9 protein-coding genes, 2 tRNA genes and 3 rRNA genes are annotated in these 18,366 nt (G+C 56.8%); 10 read left to right on the forward strand and 4 right to left on the reverse strand.

Translation table 11 applies throughout. The features are described from left to right. Nucleotides 1-57: 57 nt before the first annotated feature. On the reverse strand, nucleotides 58-978 hold the full coding sequence (locus OZ428_RS04015; RefSeq protein ID WP_016977051.1) for a LysR family transcriptional regulator: 921 nt from the start codon (nucleotides 976-978) through the stop codon (nucleotides 58-60). Nucleotides 979-1,103: 125 nt separating this feature from the next. Here OZ428_RS04015 and OZ428_RS04020 point away from each other — a divergent pair, with 125 nt between their 5' ends. The 10 genes from OZ428_RS04020 to OZ428_RS04065 all read left to right on the forward strand — a co-directional run bounded on the left by OZ428_RS04020 (nucleotide 1,104) and on the right by OZ428_RS04065 (nucleotide 13,484). Beyond that, nucleotides 1,104-2,453 carry an aspartate aminotransferase family protein gene (locus OZ428_RS04020; protein WP_177001495.1) on the forward strand — a complete coding sequence of 450 codons (1,350 nt, stop codon included), beginning with the start codon at nucleotides 1,104-1,106 and terminating at the stop codon, nucleotides 2,451-2,453. Nucleotides 2,454-2,492: 39 nt separating this feature from the next. After that, nucleotides 2,493-3,986, forward strand: a complete 1,494-nt coding sequence (locus OZ428_RS04025) for a CoA-acylating methylmalonate-semialdehyde dehydrogenase (protein WP_269132771.1) — start codon at nucleotides 2,493-2,495, stop codon at nucleotides 3,984-3,986. A gap of 567 nt (nucleotides 3,987-4,553) precedes the next feature. Beyond that, nucleotides 4,554-6,091 (forward strand): 16S ribosomal RNA (locus OZ428_RS04030). Nucleotides 6,092-6,173: 82 nt separating this feature from the next. After that, nucleotides 6,174-6,250: transfer RNA gene (locus OZ428_RS04035), tRNA-Ile, on the forward strand. 30 nt (nucleotides 6,251-6,280) lie between these two features. Next, nucleotides 6,281-6,356: transfer RNA gene (locus OZ428_RS04040), tRNA-Ala, on the forward strand. 249 nt (nucleotides 6,357-6,605) lie between these two features. Beyond that, nucleotides 6,606-9,492: ribosomal RNA gene (locus OZ428_RS04045) — 23S ribosomal RNA — on the forward strand. 153 nt (nucleotides 9,493-9,645) lie between these two features. Next, a 5S ribosomal RNA gene (rrf, locus tag OZ428_RS04050) occupies nucleotides 9,646-9,761 on the forward strand. The 16S, 23S and 5S rRNA genes sit together here with 2 tRNA genes alongside, the layout of an rRNA operon. Nucleotides 9,762-9,918: 157 nt before the next feature. After that, entirely contained in the window at nucleotides 9,919-10,578 is a 660-nt protein-coding gene (locus OZ428_RS04055) for a paraquat-inducible protein A (protein WP_033898387.1), read from the forward strand. Continuing rightward, nucleotides 10,565-11,188, forward strand: a complete 624-nt coding sequence (locus OZ428_RS04060) for a paraquat-inducible protein A (protein WP_033898388.1) — start codon at nucleotides 10,565-10,567, stop codon at nucleotides 11,186-11,188. The genes OZ428_RS04055 and OZ428_RS04060 overlap by 14 nt, the downstream gene beginning before the upstream one ends. Then, nucleotides 11,181-13,484: a PqiB family protein gene (locus OZ428_RS04065; protein WP_033898390.1), complete on the forward strand. Its 2,304-nt coding sequence runs from the start codon at nucleotides 11,181-11,183 to the stop codon at nucleotides 13,482-13,484. Before OZ428_RS04060 ends, OZ428_RS04065 begins: the two co-directional genes overlap by 8 nt. Before the next feature lie 61 nt (nucleotides 13,485-13,545). On the opposite strand, the gene mksF is transcribed toward OZ428_RS04065, so the two are convergent. From mksF to mksB, 3 genes are read right to left on the reverse strand one after another with little or no spacing between them, the layout of a single operon-like run. Next, nucleotides 13,546-16,386, reverse strand: coding sequence for an Mks condensin complex protein MksF (gene mksF, locus OZ428_RS04070; RefSeq protein ID WP_269132772.1), 2,841 nt, complete (start codon nucleotides 16,384-16,386; stop codon nucleotides 13,546-13,548). Then, on the reverse strand, nucleotides 16,383-17,090 hold the full coding sequence (mksE, locus tag OZ428_RS04075) for an Mks condensin complex protein MksE (protein WP_133074863.1): 708 nt from the start codon (nucleotides 17,088-17,090) through the stop codon (nucleotides 16,383-16,385). The genes mksF and mksE overlap by 4 nt, the downstream gene beginning before the upstream one ends. Continuing rightward, nucleotides 17,080-18,357, reverse strand: coding sequence for an Mks condensin complex protein MksB (gene mksB, locus OZ428_RS04080; RefSeq protein ID WP_033898394.1), 1,278 nt, complete (start codon nucleotides 18,355-18,357; stop codon nucleotides 17,080-17,082). The genes mksE and mksB overlap by 11 nt, the downstream gene beginning before the upstream one ends. Nucleotides 18,358-18,366: the final 9 nt, after the last annotated feature.

Consider the following 18,366-nt stretch of genomic DNA (forward strand, 5'->3'; position numbering starts at 1 on the left):
GTCCTCGGGCTGTTGCAAAAAGCTGTCCAACTGCTCAGCTTTCGCTTCGAAGCCGAATTAGCGGGTTGCCGCGAGACTTTCCAGGAAGCTTTCCAGCACCAAATGGGGGCGACGGCCCTTGCGCGTGACCGATGCGAGGCTTAAATCGTAAAAACGTGTAGTCGGTTTCAGCGCACGCAGTCGGCCTTGCTGTACCCACAGGCTGGCGTAGTGGTCGGGCAGATAGCCGATATAGCGGCCGGTGAGAATCAGGAACGCCATGCCTTCCCGGTCCGAAGCGCTGGCGGTGCAGTTGAGCGCCTGGTAATGGGCCTGGATCTCGGCGGGCAGGCGGAAGGTCGGGGCGATCGCGTCTTGGGCATCGATGCGTGCGTCGTCCAACTGCTTGTTGTCGGCGTAAAACAGTGGGTGACCCACCGCGCAGTAGAGCAATGAACGCTCACTGTACAGCGGCTGATATTCCAACCCCGACAAGGCGCTGGCCTGGGGCACCACGCCGACATGCAGGCGGCCGTCGAGTACGCCTTGTTCGACTTCGTTGGGGGCGATCATGCGGATCTGGATCTGCACATCCGGACCACGTTCCTTCAACTGCGCAAGTGCGTGAGTGATGCGCATGTGGGGCAGGGTGACGAGGTTGTCGGTGAGGCCGATGATCAACTCGCCGCGCAAGTGCTGGTGCAAACCGTTGACCTCGGTGCGGAAACTTTCCAGGGCGCTCAATAATTGCAGTGCGGATTGGTAGACCTCGCGGCCCTCTTCGGTCAGCGAGAAGCCGGCGCGGCCGCGTTGGCACAGTCTTAATCCGAGCCGTTGTTCAAGATCGCTCATTTGCTGGCTGATCGCCGAGCGCCCGATGCCCAGCACGGTTTCCGCCGCCGAGAAGCCGCCGCATTCGACCACGCTGCGAAAGATGCGCAGCAGGCGGATATCGAAGTCGCTGACTTGGGCCAGGGGATCGGGTCGACGGCTGCTCATAGTTTAGTGAAGGCCTGACTGAAGGTTAGAAGAGTTGAATTTCACCGACTTTATCGCCGTGGCAATTTAGCTGCAACAACGCTTTTCAATCCCGACGCTGCCTTTTGCCCTGCGAGGTTTTGCTGATGAACATGCCCGAAAACGCCCCATCGTCCCTGGCCAGCCAATTGAAGCTGGACGCGCACTGGATGCCGTACACCGCCAACCGTAACTTCCAGCGCGACCCGCGCCTGATCGTGGCGGCCGAAGGTAGCTGGTTGACCGATGACAAGGGACGCAAGGTGTACGACTCATTGTCGGGCCTGTGGACCTGTGGTGCCGGGCATACCCGTAAGGAAATCCAGGACGCGGTGGCCAAGCAATTGGGCACTCTGGACTACTCGCCGGGCTTCCAATACGGTCATCCGTTGTCCTTCCAACTGGCGGAAAAGATCACCGACCTGACCCCTGGCAACCTGAACCATGTGTTCTTCACCGACTCCGGCTCCGAGTGCGCCGATACGGCGGTGAAGATGGTGCGTGCCTACTGGCGTCTGAAAGGCCAGGCCACCAAGACCAAAATGATCGGGCGCGCTCGCGGTTATCACGGTGTGAACATCGCCGGCACCAGCCTGGGCGGCGTTAACGGCAACCGTAAGATGTTTGGCCAGGCGATGATGGATGTTGACCATCTGCCGCACACCTTGCTGGCGAGCAATGCTTTTTCCCGTGGCATGCCGGAGCAGGGCGGTATCGCGCTGGCCGATGAGCTGCTCAAGCTGATCGAGCTGCATGACGCGTCGAACATCGCCGCAGTATTTGTTGAACCAATGGCCGGCTCTGCGGGCGTGCTGGTGCCGCCTCAGGGTTACCTCAAGCGTCTGCGTGAGATCTGCGACCAGCACAACATCCTATTGGTGTTCGACGAAGTGATCACCGGTTTCGGCCGTACCGGCTCTATGTTCGGTGCCGACAGTTTCGGCGTGACCCCAGACCTGATGTGTATCGCCAAGCAAGTCACCAACGGCGCGATCCCGATGGGCGCGGTGATTGCCAGCAGCGAGATCTATCAGACCTTCATGAACCAGGCGACGCCGGAGTACGCAGTGGAATTCCCCCACGGCTACACCTACTCGGCGCACCCGGTCGCTTGCGCGGCGGGTTTGGCAGCATTGGACCTGTTGCAGAAGGAAAACCTGGTGCAGAGCGTAGCCGAAGTCGCACCGCACTTTGAGAATGCGCTGCATGGCCTGAAGGGCAGCAAGAACGTGATCGATATCCGCAACTACGGCCTGGCCGGCGCGATCCAGATTGCCCCGCGTGACGGTGATGCGATCGTGCGTCCATTCGAGGCCGGCATGGCCTTGTGGAAAGCCGGCTTCTACGTGCGTTTTGGCGGTGACACCCTGCAGTTTGGGCCAACCTTCAACAGCAAGCCGCAGGACCTGGATCGGCTGTTCGATGCGGTCGGCGAAGTGCTGAACAAAATCGACTGATATCTCCTTCTATATAGAACAACTTTTCAGGAGCCCTGCATGAGCCTTATCCAGCACTTGATCAACGGTGAGTTGGTCAATGACAGCGGCCGTAGTGCCGACGTGTATAACCCGTCCACTGGCCAGGTGATCCATCAGGTGCCGTTGGCCAGCCGTGAAACCATTCAACAGGCGATCGACTCGGCCAAGGCGGCGTTCCCGGCCTGGCGTAATACACCTGCGGCCAAGCGTGCCCAGGTGATGTTTCGTTTCAAGCAATTGCTGGAGCAGAACGAAGCGCGTATCTCGCAGTTGATCAGCGAAGAGCATGGCAAGACTCTGGAAGATGCTGCGGGTGAATTGAAACGCGGGATCGAAAACGTGGAGTACGCGTGCTCGGCGCCAGAGATTCTGAAGGGCGAGTACAGCCGTAACGTAGGACCGAACATTGATGCGTGGTCGGATTTCCAACCGCTGGGTGTAGTCGCTGGTATTACGCCGTTCAACTTCCCGGCGATGGTGCCGTTGTGGATGTATCCGCTGGCGATTGTCTGCGGTAACTGTTTCATCCTGAAACCATCGGAGCGTGATCCAAGTTCCACGCTGTTGATCGCACAGTTGTTACAGGAGGCCGGTCTGCCTAAAGGTGTGCTGAGCGTAGTGCACGGCGACAAGGGCGCGGTGGATGCGCTGATTGAGGCGCCGGAAGTGAAGGCGCTGAGCTTCGTAGGCTCGACACCGATTGCCGAGTACATCTATTCGGAAGCCACCAAGCGTGGCAAACGCGTGCAGGCACTGGGTGGTGCGAAGAACCATGCGGTACTGATGCCGGATGCGGACTTGGATAACGCCGTGAGTGCACTGATGGGGGCGGCGTACGGTTCTTGCGGCGAGCGCTGCATGGCGATCTCGGTAGCCGTGTGCGTGGGTGACCAGGTGGCGGATGCCTTGATTGCCAAGCTGGTGCCACAGGTCAAGGCACTGAAAATTGGTGCGGGTACGTCCTGCGGTCTCGATATGGGGCCACTGGTTACCGGCCAGGCGCGTGACAAAGTCAGTGGTTATATAGAAGACGGCTTGGCAGCGGGGGCCAAACTGGTGGTTGATGGTCGTGGCTTGAGTATTGCCGGGCATGAAGAGGGCTTCTTCCTTGGTGGCAGCCTGTTCGACCGTGTGACGCCAGAGATGCGCATCTATAAGGAAGAGATCTTTGGGCCAGTGCTGTGCGTGGTCCGGGTGAATAGCCTGGAAGCGGCGATGCAGCTGATCAACGATCACGAATATGGTAACGGCACCTGCATCTTTACCCGTGACGGTGAAGCGGCGCGTCTGTTCTGTGACGAGATTGAAGTGGGCATGGTGGGCGTTAACGTTCCGCTGCCGGTGCCGGTGGCGTATCACAGCTTTGGTGGCTGGAAGCGCTCGTTGTTTGGTGACCTGCATGCGTATGGGCCGGATGGGGTACGTTTCTATACCCGTCGCAAGGCGATTACCCAGCGTTGGCCGCAGCGGGCCAGCCATGAAGCGTCGCAGTTTGCTTTCCCCAGCTTGTAATGTGGGCTGAAAGCCGGCCCCTTGGGGCCGGCTTTCGCGTTTTTGGGGCTTTTCTGACTTATATGACAGAAATATGAAGAAAGGCATTGACGGCAGATTCCAGATGTCTATAATTCGCCCCACTTCCGGCGCAGTCGAAACGGAAAACTCCTTGGTAAACAATGAGTTATGTAGGTTTCGGCAGTAGGTTGCTTCAGTTCATCGAAGCCAAAAGGAAGTTGAAAAAGAGGTGTTGACAGCAGCGTGTAACGCTGTAGAATTCGCCTCCCGCTGACGAGAGATCTGAAGCGCAAGTGGTTGAAGTTGTTGAAGAAACCTTCGAAAGCTTCTGAAAATAATCACTTGACAGCAAATGAGGCTGCTGTAGAATGCGCGCCTCGGTTGAGACGAAAGATCTTAACCACCCGCTCTTTAACAACTGAATCAAGCAATTCGTGTGGGTGCTTGTGGAGTCAGACTGATAGTCAACAAGATTATCAGCATCACAAGTTACTCCGCGAGAAATCAAAGATGTAACCAACGATTGCTGAGCCAAGTTTAGGGTTTCTTAAAAACCCAAAGATGTTTGAACTGAAGAGTTTGATCATGGCTCAGATTGAACGCTGGCGGCAGGCCTAACACATGCAAGTCGAGCGGTAGAGAGAAGCTTGCTTCTCTTGAGAGCGGCGGACGGGTGAGTAATGCCTAGGAATCTGCCTGGTAGTGGGGGATAACGTTCGGAAACGGACGCTAATACCGCATACGTCCTACGGGAGAAAGCAGGGGACCTTCGGGCCTTGCGCTATCAGATGAGCCTAGGTCGGATTAGCTAGTTGGTGAGGTAATGGCTCACCAAGGCGACGATCCGTAACTGGTCTGAGAGGATGATCAGTCACACTGGAACTGAGACACGGTCCAGACTCCTACGGGAGGCAGCAGTGGGGAATATTGGACAATGGGCGAAAGCCTGATCCAGCCATGCCGCGTGTGTGAAGAAGGTCTTCGGATTGTAAAGCACTTTAAGTTGGGAGGAAGGGTTGTAGATTAATACTCTGCAATTTTGACGTTACCGACAGAATAAGCACCGGCTAACTCTGTGCCAGCAGCCGCGGTAATACAGAGGGTGCAAGCGTTAATCGGAATTACTGGGCGTAAAGCGCGCGTAGGTGGTTTGTTAAGTTGGATGTGAAATCCCCGGGCTCAACCTGGGAACTGCATTCAAAACTGACTGACTAGAGTATGGTAGAGGGTGGTGGAATTTCCTGTGTAGCGGTGAAATGCGTAGATATAGGAAGGAACACCAGTGGCGAAGGCGACCACCTGGACTAATACTGACACTGAGGTGCGAAAGCGTGGGGAGCAAACAGGATTAGATACCCTGGTAGTCCACGCCGTAAACGATGTCAACTAGCCGTTGGAAGCCTTGAGCTTTTAGTGGCGCAGCTAACGCATTAAGTTGACCGCCTGGGGAGTACGGTACGCAAGGTTAAAACTCAAATGAATTGACGGGGGCCCGCACAAGCGGTGGAGCATGTGGTTTAATTCGAAGCAACGCGAAGAACCTTACCAGGCCTTGACATCCAATGAACTTTCTAGAGATAGATTGGTGCCTTCGGGAACATTGAGACAGGTGCTGCATGGCTGTCGTCAGCTCGTGTCGTGAGATGTTGGGTTAAGTCCCGTAACGAGCGCAACCCTTGTCCTTAGTTACCAGCACGTCATGGTGGGCACTCTAAGGAGACTGCCGGTGACAAACCGGAGGAAGGTGGGGATGACGTCAAGTCATCATGGCCCTTACGGCCTGGGCTACACACGTGCTACAATGGTCGGTACAGAGGGTTGCCAAGCCGCGAGGTGGAGCTAATCCCATAAAACCGATCGTAGTCCGGATCGCAGTCTGCAACTCGACTGCGTGAAGTCGGAATCGCTAGTAATCGCGAATCAGAATGTCGCGGTGAATACGTTCCCGGGCCTTGTACACACCGCCCGTCACACCATGGGAGTGGGTTGCACCAGAAGTAGCTAGTCTAACCTTCGGGAGGACGGTTACCACGGTGTGATTCATGACTGGGGTGAAGTCGTAACAAGGTAGCCGTAGGGGAACCTGCGGCTGGATCACCTCCTTAATCGACGACATCAGCTGCTCCATAAGTTCCCACACGAATTGCTTGATTCATTGAAGAAGACGATAAGAAGCAGCCCGAAATTGGGTCTGTAGCTCAGTTGGTTAGAGCGCACCCCTGATAAGGGTGAGGTCGGCAGTTCGAATCTGCCCAGACCCACCAATTTTGTGTGGGAAACGCCTGTAGAAATACGGGGCCATAGCTCAGCTGGGAGAGCGCCTGCCTTGCACGCAGGAGGTCAACGGTTCGATCCCGTTTGGCTCCACCACTACTGCTTCTAGAAGTTGAAAGCTTAGAAATGAGCATTCCATCAGGTTGATGGTGAATGTTGATTTCTAGTCTTTGATTAGATCGTTCTTTAAAAATTTGGGTATGTGATAGAAAGATAGACTGAACGTTACTTTCACTGGTAACGGATCAGGCTAAGGTAAAATTTGTGAGTTACTCAGTTTTGAGTATTATCGAATTTTCGGCGAATGTTGTCTTCACAGTATAACCAGATTGCTTGGGGTTATATGGTCAAGTGAAGAAGCGCATACGGTGGATGCCTTGGCAGTCAGAGGCGATGAAAGACGTGGTAGCCTGCGAAAAGCTTCGGGGAGTCGGCAAACAGACTTTGATCCGGAGATGTCTGAATGGGGGAACCCAGCCATCATAAGATGGTTATCTTACGCTGAATACATAGGCGTAAGAGGCGAACCAGGGGAACTGAAACATCTAAGTACCCTGAGGAAAAGAAATCAACCGAGATTCCCTTAGTAGTGGCGAGCGAACGGGGACTAGCCCTTAAGTGGCTTTGAGATTAGCGGAACGCTCTGGAAAGTGCGGCCATAGTGGGTGATAGCCCTGTACGCGAAAATCTCTTAGTCATGAAATCGAGTAGGACGGAGCACGAGAAACTTTGTCTGAATATGGGGGGACCATCCTCCAAGGCTAAATACTACTGACTGACCGATAGTGAACTAGTACCGTGAGGGAAAGGCGAAAAGAACCCCGGAGAGGGGAGTGAAATAGATCCTGAAACCGTATGCGTACAAGCAGTGGGAGCCCACTTTGTTGGGTGACTGCGTACCTTTTGTATAATGGGTCAGCGACTTATTTTCAGTGGCGAGCTTAACCGAATAGGGAGGCGTAGCGAAAGCGAGTCTTAATAGGGCGTCTAGTCGCTGGGAATAGACCCGAAACCGGGCGATCTATCCATGGGCAGGTTGAAGGTTGGGTAACACTAACTGGAGGACCGAACCGACTACCGTTGAAAAGTTAGCGGATGACCTGTGGATCGGAGTGAAAGGCTAATCAAGCTCGGAGATAGCTGGTTCTCCTCGAAAGCTATTTAGGTAGCGCCTCATGTATCACTGTAGGGGTAGAGCACTGTTTCGGCTAGGGGTCATCCCGACTTACCAAACCGATGCAAACTCCGAATACCTACAAGTGCCGAGCATGGGAGACACACGGCGGGTGCTAACGTCCGTCGTGAAAGGGAAACAACCCAGACCGTCAGCTAAGGTCCCAAAGTTATGGTTAAGTGGGAAACGATGTGGGAAGGCTTAGACAGCTAGGAGGTTGGCTTAGAAGCAGCCACCCTTTAAAGAAAGCGTAATAGCTCACTAGTCGAGTCGGCCTGCGCGGAAGATGTAACGGGGCTCAAACCATACACCGAAGCTACGGGTATCACGTAAGTGATGCGGTAGAGGAGCGTTCTGTAAGCCTGTGAAGGTGAGTTGAGAAGCTTGCTGGAGGTATCAGAAGTGCGAATGCTGACATGAGTAACGACAATGGGTGTGAAAAACACCCACGCCGAAAGACCAAGGTTTCCTGCGCAACGTTAATCGACGCAGGGTTAGTCGGTCCCTAAGGCGAGGCTGAAAAGCGTAGTCGATGGAAAACAGGTTAATATTCCTGTACTTCTGGTTATTGCGATGGAGGGACGGAGAAGGCTAGGCCAGCTTGGCGTTGGTTGTCCAAGTTTAAGGTGGTAGGCTGGAATCTTAGGTAAATCCGGGATTCTAAGGCCGAGAGCTGATGACGAGTTAACTTTTAGTTAACGAAGTGGTTGATGCCATGCTTCCAAGAAAAGCTTCTAAGCTTCAGGTAACCAGGAACCGTACCCCAAACCGACACAGGTGGTTGGGTAGAGAATACCAAGGCGCTTGAGAGAACTCGGGTGAAGGAACTAGGCAAAATGGCACCGTAACTTCGGGAGAAGGTGCGCCGGTGAGGGTGAAGGACTTGCTCCGTAAGCTCATGCCGGTCGAAGATACCAGGCCGCTGCGACTGTTTATTAAAAACACAGCACTCTGCAAACACGAAAGTGGACGTATAGGGTGTGACGCCTGCCCGGTGCCGGAAGGTTAATTGATGGGGTTAGCTAACGCGAAGCTCTTGATCGAAGCCCCGGTAAACGGCGGTAGTACTATAACGGTCCTAAGGTAGCGAAATTCCTTGTCGGGTAAGTTCCGACCTGCACGAATGGCGTAACGATGGCGGCGCTGTCTCCACCCGAGACTCAGTGAAATTGAAATCGCTGTGAAGATGCAGTGTATCCGCGGCTAGACGGAAAGACCCCGTGAACCTTTACTATAGCTTTGCACTGGACTTTGAATTTGCTTGTGTAGGATAGGTGGGAGGCTTTGAAGCGTGGACGCCAGTCTGCGTGGAGCCAACCTTGAAATACCACCCTGGCAACTTTGAGGTTCTAACTCAGGTCCGTTATCCGGATCGAGGACAGTGTATGGTGGGTAGTTTGACTGGGGCGGTCTCCTCCTAAAGAGTAACGGAGGAGTACGAAGGTGCGCTCAGACCGGTCGGAAATCGGTCGTAGAGTATAAAGGCAAAAGCGCGCTTGACTGCGAGACAGACACGTCGAGCAGGTACGAAAGTAGGTCTTAGTGATCCGGTGGTTCTGTATGGAAGGGCCATCGCTCAACGGATAAAAGGTACTCCGGGGATAACAGGCTGATACCGCCCAAGAGTTCATATCGACGGCGGTGTTTGGCACCTCGATGTCGGCTCATCACATCCTGGGGCTGAAGCCGGTCCCAAGGGTATGGCTGTTCGCCATTTAAAGTGGTACGCGAGCTGGGTTTAGAACGTCGTGAGACAGTTCGGTCCCTATCTGCCGTGGACGTTTGAGATTTGAGAGGGGCTGCTCCTAGTACGAGAGGACCGGAGTGGACGAACCTCTGGTGTTCCGGTTGTCACGCCAGTGGCATTGCCGGGTAGCTATGTTCGGAATAGATAACCGCTGAAAGCATCTAAGCGGGAAACTAGCCTCAAGATGAGATCTCACTGGAACCTTGAGTTCCCTGAAGGGCCGTCGAAGACTACGACGTTGATAGGTTGGGTGTGTAAGCGCTGTGAGGCGTTGAGCTAACCAATACTAATTGCCCGTGAGGCTTGACCATATAACACCCAAGCAATTTGACTACTCGAAAGAGCATCAGATTGCGGTGTGTGAAGACGATAGAACCGAAAGTTCGATCTCACAAAACACCGAAAGCTATCACATACCCAATTTGCTGAAGCGAGGCACCTGCCACGACTCAGTACCCGAATTTCTTGACGACCATAGAGCATTGGAACCACCTGATCCCATCCCGAACTCAGCAGTGAAACGATGCATCGCCGATGGTAGTGTGGGGTTTCCCCATGTGAGAGTAGGTCATCGTCAAGATTAAATTCCGAAACCCCATTTGCGAAAGCAGATGGGGTTTTGTTTTGGGCGGTCGAAAACTTCAGCGCCGCGAACCTCCCGACAAATTTGCACAGTTATTTCTGAACCAGACCACTAGAATAGGCACCTAACCTTTTTTAGAGTCCGAGCCCTACTTATGCCCGATCCGGTTGATGCCCTTGAGGTATCGGATTTACCACTGGACGACCTGGTGGCATGCCATGAGTGCGACTTGCTGATGCGCAAACCAGTGCTCGCCCTCGGCGAAAAAGCCCAATGCCCACGTTGCGGTTACGAGCTGTACGCTCACCGCCACAACGTCGTTGAGCGAAGTCTCGCCCTGGTGCTGGCGGCGTTGCTGTTGTACATCCCCGCGAACTTTCTGCCGATCATGCAACTCAATCTACTTGGGCAGTCCTCTGAAGACACCGTGTGGAGCGGCGTCGTCGCCCTGTTCGATACCGGCATGCAAGGCGTCGCCGCTGTCGTCTTCCTGTGCAGCATGGGGATTCCCTTGCTCAAGCTGCTTTGCCAGTTGGCAGTCTTGCTCAGTATTCGCTGGAACATCGGCCGCAGTTATGGACTGCTGTTGTACCGCATCTACCATCACATGAAAGACTGGGGGATGTTGGAGGTCTATCTGATGGGCGTCCTGGTGGCGATCGTTAAACTCGCCGACATGGCCGCCATCACGGTAGGCCTCGGTCTTGTCTGCTTTGTCAGCTTGTTAATGGTTCAGGTGTTGCTTGAGGTGGTGATGTCGCCCCACCAGATCTGGCAAGCGTTGTCAGGAGAGGATGAACATGCGGGCGATTGATGCAGGCATTCTGATTTGTACCGAATGCCATGAGTTGAATAAACAAGACGCCGACAGCGACGAGCAAATTTGCACGCGTTGCGGTGCGCTGATCCATGCTCGTCGCCCCAACAGCCTTGCCCGCACATGGGCGCTGCTGATCACGGCGGCCATCTTGTACATTCCCGCCAACCTGTTGCCGATCATGACTATCAACTCCCTTGGTCAGGGCGATCCCAGTACCATCATGGCGGGTGTGATCCAATTGGTGCAGCACGGCATGTTCCCCATCGCCGCTGTAGTGTTCATTGCCAGTATCCTGGTGCCCACGTTCAAGCTGGTCGGCATAGGTCTGCTACTGTTCTCGGTGCAGCGTCGTCAACCACTGTCCGCGCAACAACGCATCGTGATGTACCGCTTTATCGAATTCATTGGCCGCTGGTCCATGCTGGATATCTTCGTGATCGCCATCCTGGTGGCGGTTGTAAACTTTGGGCGACTTGCCAGTGTCGAGGCCAATCTCGGTGCTGCAGCGTTCGCCAGTGTGGTGATCTTGACGATGCTTGCCGCAGTAACTTTCGATCCCCGACTGATTTGGGATAACACGGAGTCGGACGACGACCATGAGTGATTTGCCTAAAGCTAAAACCCGCCCAGCCTCCAACTGGTCGGCTATTTGGGTGCTGCCCCTGATTGCCCTGATCATCGGTGGATGGCTGGGATGGCGTGCCTATTCCCAACAGGGCATCGATATCCAGGTGCGCTTTGAAAGCGGTGAAGGCATCCAGGTCAACAAGACCGAAGTGGTCTACAAAGGCATGCCGGTAGGTAAGGTCAAGGCTCTGGCCCTGGACGACGAGGGCAACAATCGCGGGGTGATCGCCACCATCGAGATGAACAAGGACGTCGACCAGTACCTCAAGACCAATACGCGCTTCTGGTTGGTCAAACCGAGCGTCACCCTCGCCGGTATCACCGGTCTGGAAACCCTGGTTTCAGGTAACTACATTGCTGCCAGCCCAGGTGATGGTGAGCCCACACGCAAATTCAAAGCCCTTTCCGAAGAGCCGCCTTTGTCCGACGCCAAACCGGGCCTGCATCTGACCGTCAAAGCCGATCGCCTTGGCTCGCTCAACCGTGGCAGTCCGGTGTTCTACAAACAGATCCAAGTTGGCCAAGTCAAAAGCTACCTGCTCTCTGAAGACCAGAGCACGGTCGAGATCAAGGTCTACATCGAACCCACCTACGCCAGCTTGGTGCGCAAACACACACGTTTCTGGAACGCCAGTGGCATCAGCATCGACGCCAACCTTTCCGGTGTAAAGGTGCGCAGCGAATCCCTTTCCAGCATCGTTGCTGGGGGCATCGCCTTCGCCACGCCGGAGAACCGCAAGGACAGCCCGCCGACGGATCCTAGCCTGCCCTTCCGTCTGTACGAAGATTTCGATGCGGCCGCGGCCGGCATCAGAGTCAAGGTCAAGCTCACCGATTTCGAAGGCCTGCAGGCGGGGCGTACGCCAGTCATGTACAAAGGCATTCAAGTCGGCAGCCTGAAAACTCTGAAGATCAACCCTGACCTTTCCAGTGCCAACGCAGAACTGACGCTCGATCCTCTGGCCGAAGACTATTTGGTACAGGACACCCAATTCTGGGTCGTCAAACCGTCCATATCCCTGGCGGGTATCACCGGGCTTGAAGCCTTGGTCAAAGGTAACTACATCGCCATTCGCCCAGGCGACAAAGGCACCCCTCCACAAAGGGAGTACGTCGCCCGCGCCAAGGCGCCGCCGTTGGACCTGCGTTCCCCTGGCCTGCACATGGTGTTGTTCACTGACAACCTCGGCTCCCTGGATGTTGGCAGCCCGATCCTCTACAAGCAGGTCAAGGTCGGGTCGGTGCAGAGCTACCAGTTTTCGCGCAAGAACAAGCAACTGGTGATCGGCGTCCACATCGAGAAGGAATACGAGAACCTGGTCAACGGCTCGACGCGCTTCTGGAATGCCAGCGGCGTCACCCTGACCGGTGGCCTCACCGGTGGTATTCAGGTCAAGAGTGAGTCGCTGGCCAGCCTGATGGCCGGCGGTATCGCCTTCGAAACCCCGGAACCGAATGTCCCATTGAAAAAGCGCATCCCGCGTTTCCGTTTGTTTGCCGACCGCGAGGCCGCCAACCAACACGGCACCTTGGTGACCATCAAGGTCGACCGTGCCGACGGCCTGCGTCCTGGCACACCCGTGCGTTTCAAAGGCCTGGACGTGGGCAAGATTGAAAGTGTCGATCTCAGCGCCGACATGCAGTCGGTACTGCTCAGCGCACGTATCAACCAAGTGGCGGACCGCATTGCACGCGTCGGCAGCCAGTTCTGGGTGGTCAAGCCTGAGCTGGGCCTGATGAAAACCTCCAACCTGGAAACCCTGGTCACCGGGCAATACATCGAAGTGCAACCGGCTGCGAAAAACGCGGGCCCGCAAAAGAGCTTCGTCGCGTTGGACCAGCCGCCTGAAGCTGTGCACCAGGAAGCTGGCCTGAGCCTGACCCTCAGCGCCGCACGCCGTGGTTCGCTGAAGGAAGGTGTACCGGTCACTTACCGTGAAGTCACCGTGGGCAAGGTCACCGGCTACGAGTTGGGCCAGACCGCCGACCGCGTATTGATCCATATCCTGATCGAACCTAAGTACGCTCCCCTGGTACGTGGCGGCAGCCGCTTCTGGAACACCAGCGGCTTTGGCCTCGACTTCGGTCTGTTCAAAGGTGCCACCGTACGCACGGAGTCCCTGGAAACCCTGGTCGCCGGCGGTATTGCCTTCGCCACACCCGACGGCGAACGCATGGGCAACGCCGCCCGCCCACAACAAACCTTCCCGCTGTTCGACAAGTTCGAAGATGAATGGCTGACCTGGGCGCCTAAAATCCCACTCGGCAAATAAGCGCTCATAAAAAAGGCCGCGATCCAGAAGATCGCGGCCTTTTGCATTTCAGCGAATCAAATCAGACTTCATCCAGCTCCGGCTCGTCCGCCTGTACATTCATCGTCGCCTTCACCACATCATGGCGACGGATGTACTTCCAGTCCGCTTCATCGATATAGATCCCGTTCGGCCCGCTGCCGCCTTCCAGGTCGATTGCCACCTGCGCCGACACCTGCGGCTTTACACTGGCCAGAATCGGCACGAAGCCCAGCTGCAAGCTGGTTTCCAGCAACGCCGCCTGGTTTTTCTCGTCGATGTCCGCCGCCTCGTCGAGGTAGTACGGTAGACGCACGCGCCCGGCCTGGTCGCGGTCCATCAAGTGCAGCAACAAGTACATGTTGGTCAACGCCTTGATGGTCATGGTGGTGCCGTTGGACGCCGCGCCATCGATGTCGGTGTGAATCACCGGCTGGCCGTGCACCTTGGTGATCTCGAACGCCAGCTCGAACAAGTCCTTGAGGCCCAACTGGTTATGGTTGGCGGCCACCAGGCGCGCCAGGTATTCCTTGGCTTCTTCGTTCTTGTTGTCCTGCTCGGCGCTTTGGCTCAGGTCGAACACCGACAGCGTCTCGCCTTCTTCATACTGGCCGGCACTGTGGATGATCTGGTCGATATGCTTGAGCGCTTCCTTGTTCGGCGCCAGCACGATGCGGAAGCTTTGCAGGTTGGAGACCTGGCGTTTGTTGATCTCGCGGTTGAACAACGCCAACTGGTGCTCAAGGCTGTCGTAATCGCTGCGGATATTGCGCAGGGTCCGCGCAATGTCGGTGACCGCCGCACGGCGTGCCTTGCCCAACGTCAGGGCTTCATCGGTACGGTGTGCATAGGCGTTGATCAGCAACTGCAGGCGACGCTCAACGTCATCCTCGCTGTCGAACTTGGCCACGCCCTTGAGGCGCACCTGGGCATACAGCGCTTCGATCTGGCCATCAGCGCGCAACAGGCCTTGCCAACTGTCCTGATAGTCATTGAGCAGCGGCAGCAGGTTGTCCATGGAATCGTCGACCGGGTCCATGAACGGTGTGCCGAACGGCAAGTCCGCCGGCAACAGCTGGCGACGGCGCAACGCGTCATCCAGCGTGCGCTGCTTGGCTTCCATATCGCCAATCTGACGGCCCACCAGTTGCAGCTTGGCCGACAGTTGCTGGACGCGCTCGGTGAACGCATCGCTGGAGCGTTTCAACTCGTCCTGCGCTGCTTCCATCTGCGCCAGGTTTTCCAGCTTTTCGCCTTCTTCTGCGCTCAGGGTTTGCGCACGGCGGAAGTCTTCCAGGGCTTTTTGCGCATCCAGCACCTGCTGGTACAACGCTTCGGTCTGGGTCTTGCTCGCAGCGCGGTCAGACGCGACAGCCTGCTGGGTTTTCAGCTGCTTGAGTTCTTTCTCCAGGCGTTCTTTCTGGTCGCGCAACGCCGCGCGGTCTGCCAAGGCTTGCAACGCAGGCGGTTCGATGTGGGAGATGTCGATGGACAGCCCCGGCACTTCAAAGCGCTCGCCCTTGAAGCCATCGAGGATCTGCTCCAGGGATTTAACCCACAGGCCATCCTCGTCCAGCGTGATGCCATGCGTGCCCAATGGCAGGCTGAACAACGAACTGTTGAACAGGCGCATCAGACGCTCGACATCCGGCTGTGAGAATTCTTCCCGCAGCTTGGCGTAGCTGTTGTTGTCGGCGTGGTCGAGTTGCTGCTTGACCGACTTCAAGCGCTTTTCCAAATCGCGCAGACGCTCGTCCAAATCCTCGGCGCTGAACTGTCGCGACTGCGCCAACGCGCCCGCCAGTTCATCGTGAGCATCCTTGGCCGCCAACAGCTGTTGCTCCAGCAACTTCACGTCATCCACCAACGCAAAGCGGTGCTTGAGTACCGACAGCTCGCCCAACCAACGCTGAATTCCACTGATTTCCCGCTCCAGGCGCATCAACTCCTGAGTGCCGCCGCGTTGGTCGTTCTGCAGCGCGTCTTGCTCGTTGCGGTAATGCTCGGCCTGGATGGTCAGTTCTTCCTTGCGCGCACTGGCGTAATCCGACCAGGTGCCCAGCAACGAATCCAACAGCGGCGACAAGCGATGCAGCTTGCCGCGCAACACGTCGCGCAGGCGCACGCCATTGGCCAGGGCTTCAACCAACGGGCCGGCGGCGACCAGCGAGTTGTAGTCCTGTTCCATGCGTCGCACATCACGGAAGGCTTCTTCGCACGCCGCAATGTAATCCACGCTACCGGAACGCAAGCTATGTTCGAAGGCATCCAGGAACAGCTGCTTGAGCTTGGCCGCGGTGATTTCGCGCATGTGCAGCAGGTTGATAAACAGTGCGCGGAAGGTCTTCAGGCTCTGCTCGCTGGTGGAGCGCAGCGGAATCAGCGTCAGGTCCAGCGGGATCGACGTGTGGCCGCCTACCAGCAAGCGACGCAGTTCATCCGGCTTGAGTTCGTAGGCTTTCAGGCCTTCGCGCTCAAGGTTGGTGAACAGTTCTTTCTGACGCAGGCAGGTGTCGTTCTTCTGGTAGTGGGCCAGGTCCAGCTTGCCCGCATAGGCAAAGAACTGGTGACCGAAACCACCGCCCGGGCCGCGCCCGACCACACCGATCACGTGCGGGCCGTGGGGCAGGGAGACTTCCACCAGGATGTAGCTGGTGTCGGTGGCAAAGTAGAAGCGCCGCGATTGTTCCAGGGTGTACTTGCCGAAACTCATGTCCGACATGCGCGCCAGGATCGGGAACTGCAAGGCGTTGATCGACGCGGATTTACCCAGGTTGTTCGCGCCATACACCGACAGCGGTTCTTCCAGCGGGAACAAACCCAGGCTGTAACCTGCGGTATTCAATAGGGCGAAGCGGCGGATGCCGTAGCGTTCCTTACTCATGCATCGGTCTCCTGTTCTTCGGCAATGGCGCGGGCCAGGGCGTCTTCTTCGCTTTCGTCGGCAAAGTCACTCAAGTCCAGCGGATCATCGGTTTTCAGCAGTTTTTCATCGCTGTCTTCATCGATGATCACCGGCGCCGGCAGTGGCAACACACTGTGGACGCTGGCCGCCAGGTCACGGTCTTGCTGCACCGACAGGCACACATCAAGGAAGCGATGCATCGGCGGCAGGAAGCGATAGATGCCGTTATCTTCGCTGGCAAAACCCAGTTGGGTCATGCGGCGCATGATTTTTTCTTCGAGTTCTTCCTGGGTCTGCACTTCGGCCTGGATAAACAGGTCGCGGTACTTCTCCAGCAGCGACGGCAGTTCATCACGGCCCAGGCTGCCACCATCGAGCACGGCAATCGGGTCGCGGCCCTGGTCGGCCAAATGCTCGACGATGATGAAGGTGAACAACGCCAGGCGTTGGGCGGTTTTGTTCACCTGCGCGCTGGCGATGGCGGAGTCCGGCACGAAATAGTAGAAACCCCGTGTATCGCAGACCAACTCGAAGCCCAAGGCCCTGAACAGCGTGCGGTACTGGTCCTGGAAGTTCGACAGTTGCGCGTACAGCTCCGGGTCGCGGCGGCTGACGTGGTAACCCTTGAACAGCTCGCGAAAGATCGGCGCCAGCTGGGACAGTTCGGATAGATCAAGATGCATGGGGTGTACTCGCAGAGTGCTCGGCGGCGTCGGAACCGACCGGGAGCAGGGCGAAGGAGCGCAGGCTGACCTGGTGCTCGGTGGTGTGGTACTCGCGGCGTTCCAGGCGTTCGCGCTTGAAGCGTTTTTCGCGGGACAGGCGCGAGAACCAGTACAGCAATTCGTCGGTGGCGCCGTCCGGTTCCTGCTCCAGCAGCCAGGTCATCAGGTCTGGCATCGGCAGCGCGTCTTCGCAGCGTTCGAGCATTTCCTTGACCGTACGCGGTGCGCGCTGGGCGTCGCCCTTGTGGGATTTGTGCGCCTTGGGGAATTTTGCCGGTTTCGGCTCGAAATTCGCCAGGGCGTAGACATAGGCTTCCACTTGGCTGGCACTGCCGAGAAAGGTGCTTTGCGGGCGGGTGAACATCGGCATCGCCGCTTGCGGCACCGCGTCCAGCCCTTTACGGCGGATGGCCGACAGGGCCAGCGCCGCGCCACGGGTCACGGCGTTGTGCCGGCGCGCTTCTTCACGCAGCGGCAGCAGCAGTTCGCGGGCATGACGCAAGGTCAGCTGGGCGCTGGTCTGCATTTCGAGGATGCGCGCATGGGTGCGCAGCAGCATGTCATCGTCAACCAAATGGCCGAGGCGCTGTTGCTCGGTGAGCATGCGCAGCAGCACATTTTCCACCTTGCGCACGCCTTGTTCGAAGGCGCCATCCGCGTTCACCAGTTGGATCATCGGTTCGACGTATTCGTCCCAGGTCGCCAGGACCTCGGCGTAACGCTGGCGCAACGGGATCTGCCGGTCGCTGGTCTTGGCCCGGTCGGCCACGGCGGCGAGGGCCTGTTCGTCGTTGGCGAGTTTTTTCAGCACGTCCCGCACGCGCATATCGAGCAGGCGCAGTTGGCGGGCGAGGTCGTGGCCATCACGGATGTCGAAGGCGTCCTGGATATAGCCCGCCAGGCGCTCGAGATGGCGCAGGTAGGCTTCGATTTCCAGGCACAGGCCAAGCCGGTGCTCCTTGCGAAGATAGGCCAGGAAGTCGTGGATCTGTGCGTTGAGCTCGAAACGGTTCGGGCTTTTGGCGACAGGCACCAGGATATCCAGGCGAATCCACACGTCCAACAGGCTGGTAATGTCCTGCGGCGTGCTGTCCAGTTGTTGGGCCGCCAGTTGCGCGCGCAACTCGCCAAGGCTCAAGGTGCCTTGGTCGAAGTGTTCGCACAGTGGCTCAAGCAGGGCCCAGTGTTCGGCGAGGGCGCGCAAGACGCGCTTGGGTTCGATCATCGGAATGGC

This window comes from Pseudomonas sp. GXZC (assembly GCF_026967615.1).
Lineage (GTDB): Bacteria > Pseudomonadota > Gammaproteobacteria > Pseudomonadales > Pseudomonadaceae > Aquipseudomonas > Aquipseudomonas azotoformans_A.